Annotated in this window: 3 protein-coding genes; all 3 read left to right on the top strand. The window is 66.3% G+C overall.

The window, feature by feature from the left end; all coding sequences use genetic code 11:
• The coding region (locus tag EJV46_RS07975; RefSeq protein WP_206020749.1) for a hypothetical protein at window positions 1–1851 on the top strand (1851 nt) is incomplete at its 5' end.
• 253 nt (window positions 1852–2104) lie between these two features.
• Window positions 2105–2470: a hypothetical protein gene (locus EJV46_RS07970; protein ID WP_131548098.1), complete on the top strand. Its 366-nt coding sequence runs from the start codon at window positions 2105–2107 to the stop codon at window positions 2468–2470.
• Window positions 2460–3012, top strand: a 553-nt coding sequence (locus EJV46_RS07965) for a ParB/Srx family N-terminal domain-containing protein (protein ID WP_165585412.1), incomplete at its 3' end; no start/stop codon positions are given. The genes EJV46_RS07970 and EJV46_RS07965, both read left to right, overlap by 11 nt.

Raw genomic sequence — 3012 nt, 5'->3', positions numbered from 1 at the left:
AACGCGCCACCCTGGGCTTCACCGAGCGCGGCATCGAATGCCTCAAGGAACTCATCGCCGATCAGAAGCGGTGACCCCCGGCCCGATCCCGGCACTCAGCACCCGCGGCCTTGGCCGGATGGATACGTCTGTAATCCCGGCGACGGCGGCGAGGCGGAAGGTTTCGTCATCCATTGTCGCCATGACCACTGCACCGACCGGGACAGGCTGCTTTTCCTCAAGCAGATGCTGGAGCAGCGCACACTTCTGCCGGAGGACCTCGAGAACCCCGCCTTCCAGCCAACGGCGCCTCCGCCGAAGCCAGTCATCCGCGTTCATGGCGGCGATCTGCCAGAGGTGGTGCGCCAGGCCGAGGAAGCGCTCATTCGCCGACCCCATCGCGTTTATCAGCGCGGCTCCTTCCTGGTTCGCCCGGGCCTGATCCGGCTCAGCGTTGATGACGCTGACGCCGGCAGCAGCTTGCAGATCGTCCAGTTGGAAGATCACGCGCTTGCAGAGGCAATGACCGCCTGTGCTCGCTGGCAGCGCTACGATGCTCGTTCCAGGAAGTGGGTCGATATCGACGCACCGGCCCGGATTGCCGCAGTGTTGCAGCAGCGCCGGGGGCTTTGGCGGCTTCCGGTCCTGTCAGGCACGCTCTCGGCACCTACGCTCCGGCCCGACGGCTCGATCTTGGATCAGCGAGGCTATGACGCAGCCACTGGCCTCCTGCTGGCCCCGCGAAAGACGGCCTTTCCCTCCGTCCCATCTCGACCCACCAAGGACGAGGCGAGGGCCGCCCTGGCGCGCATCGAGCAGCTTGTCTCCACCTTCCCCTTCGTGGACAAAGCCAGCCGGAGCGTCGCGCTGTCGGGCATTCTGACGGCAAGCGTCCGCCGGTCGCTCCGGACCGCGCCACTCCATGGCTACACCGCCCCCGTGGCGGGATCCGGCAAGTCCATGCTGGTCGACCTATGCAGCATCATCTCAACGGGCCGTGCTGCCAGCGTCATCTCGCAGGGCCGGACCGAGGAGGAGTTGGAGAAGCGCCTCGGCGCATTGCTGCTCGGCGGCGAGCACGTCATCGCAATCGACAACTGCGAGGCGGCTCTCGGTGGCGAGTTCCTGTGCTCCCTGATCACCCAGGAGTTCGTGCGCTGCCGCATCCTCGGTAAATCCGAAGCCCCGGAGCTGCCCAGCAACAGCTTCGTCACCGCGACCGGTAACAACCTCACGCTGCTCGGCGACATGACCCGCCGCGCCATCCTTTGCCAGCTTGACCCTCAGGTGGAGCGGCCCGAGCTGCGTACCTTCGAGATCGACCCGCTCAAAGAGGCGCACCAACATCGGCCGGAGTTCCTGGTCGCGGCGCTCACCGTCCTCCGGGCCTATCACGTCGCCGGATACCCAGACGCTCCGGATCCGCTGGGCTCGTTCGAAAGCTGGTCCACCTGGGTGCGAGGGGCGCTGCTCTGGCTCGACCAGGCTGATCCGGTGGTCACCATGGAGTCAGTCCGTGATCAGGATCCTCGATTGGAGGCTCTGACCACGCTGATTGCCCAGTGGCAAGTGCACCTTGGAAGCACGTTCGTCACAGTACGAGAGATCATTGAATGCGCGTCCGAACAGCGAACCGGCCCGCTCGTCTCTCCGAGCAAATCCCGTCTCGTCTTCATCCGGCCCGATTTCCGCGAAGCCCTGTTGGTCGTTGCGGGTGAAAACGGCGCGATAAACAGCAAGCGCCTGGGCCGTTGGATCGGAGCACATCAGGGGCGTGTCGTCAGCGGCCTGCGCATCGCGCGCGCCACCATGCTCGGCGGCAATCAACGCTGGAAACTTGAAACGGAGGGCAGTCATGCTGCGGCGACCTGATCGAGGTGGATTAGGTGGGTTTGGTGGATTTGGTCGGAACCCCACACGGAAACTGTCACTGAGAGACACAAGACGCATGTATGACAGTTATAGAGCGAAGGCCGGGGGAAACCCACCTAATCCACTTAATCCACCTGAACCGCGCGCGCGCTTCCGTGACGTGGGTGCAGCCTTCCCGCACTACAAAGGGCTCAGCACGGGAGGCCAAGCCCATGGGCGCGCTAGCTTCGTCCCCACGGCCGAGCAGCGTCGCATGGTCCACGCGATGGCCGGCTATGGCGTGCCGCAGGACGACATCGCGCTGGTGATCGGCATCACGTCGCGAACGCTGCGCAAGCACTTCCGCCACGAGCTGGATGTCGCCGTGATCGAGGCCAACACGCGTGTCGCGCAGTGCCTGTTCAAGCAGGCCACCACGCCCGGCAACATCGGCGCCAGCATCTTCTGGCTCAAGGCCCGGGCGGGCTGGCGGGAGAAGCATCCCGAGTCCCCGGCGCCGCCCCCGCTCACCGAGGAGAGCCGGCCAATCGAGATCGTCATCGTCGATCCGGCCAATGGCACCCGCGAGACAGTCTCCTGGAACCGACCTGCTCTGGAGGACCGCACGCATGACCCCTGACACCATCGGCTCGTCGCCCAACTTTCCGGCCTACAACCGGGCCCGCGTCGACGACCTGATCCCCTATGCGCGGAACGCCCGCACGCATTCCCCCGCCCAGGTCGCGCAGATCGCCGCGTCCATCCGCGAGTTCGGCTTCACCAATCCGGTCCTGGTGGACGGTGAGCGCGGCATCATCGCCGGCCACGGCCGGGTGATGGCCGCGCGACAGCTCGGGCTGGTCGAGGTGCCGACCATCGAGCTCAGCCACCTCACGCCCACGCAGCGCCGGGCCTACATCCTCGCCGACAACCGCCTGGCACTCTCCGCCGGCTGGGACGACGAGATGCTGCGACTGGAGCTGGGCGAGCTGCACAGCGAGGGCTTCGACCTGGCGCTCACCGGCTTCAGCCAGGACGAGCTGGCGAGCTTTCTGCTGGAGCCCACGGCTGGCCTGACCGACCCCGACGAGGTGCCCGCGCCACCCGAGATCCCGGTGTCCCGCGCGGGCGACGTCTGGGTTCTCGGCCGGCACCGGATCATCTGCGGTGACGCCACCGATC

Source organism: Roseococcus sp. SYP-B2431, from assembly GCF_004336745.1.
Classification (GTDB): domain Bacteria; phylum Pseudomonadota; class Alphaproteobacteria; order Acetobacterales; family Acetobacteraceae; genus Roseococcus.
This window is presented reverse-complemented; position numbering and strand designations above follow the sequence as displayed.